Here is an 844-nt window from a genome sequence, read left to right as displayed (position 1 = left end):
TCCTGCTCTCCCCGCGTGTTCTTCTGGGAAACATGACCACCAAGCTCTGTTCCGAAACCGACTGCGGCAAAGCACATTTCGCACGCGGGTACTGCCAGGACCACTACACCCGGTGGCGGATGGCCAACAACCCTGCGCGCTGCACCGTCGAGGGGTGCGACCGGCCGCTGAAGGGTCGCGGCATGTGCCAGCGCCACTACGACGCCTGGAAGACCTCGCCGCAGGCCGTCGCCGACCGTGGCCAGTGCTCCCGGCCTCGTTGCCGCAAACCGCGCCGCTCCCGTGGCCTGTGCGACGACCACTACCAGGAGCAGCGCCGCGCGAACACATCTCGTTCACTCAGATGAAGGCTGGTCGTCCTTCTTCCGGTACTTCCCAACTGCCGGTAGTGGGTCCCAGTCGGACTCGCCGACGACTGCGACGCCGCTGGAATCCACGGTTATGCCGCCCCAACCAGTAGTACCGAACTCGCAGCGCTCCGCGTGAGCCTTGGCCCGATTTCGGCGCAGGGTGCCAGGGATCGGGTTACCGCCATGTCCTTCTTCAAAATCTGGCTTCGCCTGTTCCTCGGCCAACCAGTACCCAAACTCTGATCGTTTCAGGTAATACTCCTCAACTTCAATCCGAACTGCCTCTTGAATCTGTTCCCAGAACCACTGGAAGAACTCGCGTGCGCGCTGCGAGTACTTCTCAAGGAGCGGAAGGAAATCCACGTCGCCATCTTGCGATTTGAGGAACCGCTTGGAAGCGCTGGACCACTTCGTGAACTTATCAAGCTCACTTCGTTTGAGCGCTACGGTGTTGTCGTGCACGAACGGCTTGTCCTTTCCCCAGCTCCACTTAG

The 844-nt window shown here is 61.0% G+C and carries 1 protein-coding gene and 1 pseudogene; one reads left to right on the top strand and one right to left on the bottom strand.

The genetic code is table 11. The annotated features are described in order from the left end of the window. Window positions 1–347 (top strand): annotated as a pseudogene (locus GP2_RS21775) (hypothetical protein); the annotation flags it as partial. On the opposite strand, the gene GP2_RS20825 reads toward GP2_RS21775, so the two are convergent. Then, the coding region (locus GP2_RS20825) for a eukaryotic translation initiation factor 4 gamma (RefSeq protein WP_006902638.1) at window positions 336–844 on the bottom strand (509 nt) is incomplete at its 5' end. The pseudogene GP2_RS21775 and the gene GP2_RS20825 sit on opposite strands and share 12 nt — an antisense overlap.

The sequence above is a fragment of the Gordonia paraffinivorans NBRC 108238 genome (assembly GCF_000344155.1).
In the GTDB taxonomy this organism is placed as follows: domain Bacteria; phylum Actinomycetota; class Actinomycetes; order Mycobacteriales; family Mycobacteriaceae; genus Gordonia; species Gordonia paraffinivorans.
The sequence above is the reverse complement of the archived record's forward strand: the minus strand, read 5'-3'. Positions and strand labels throughout refer to the sequence as shown.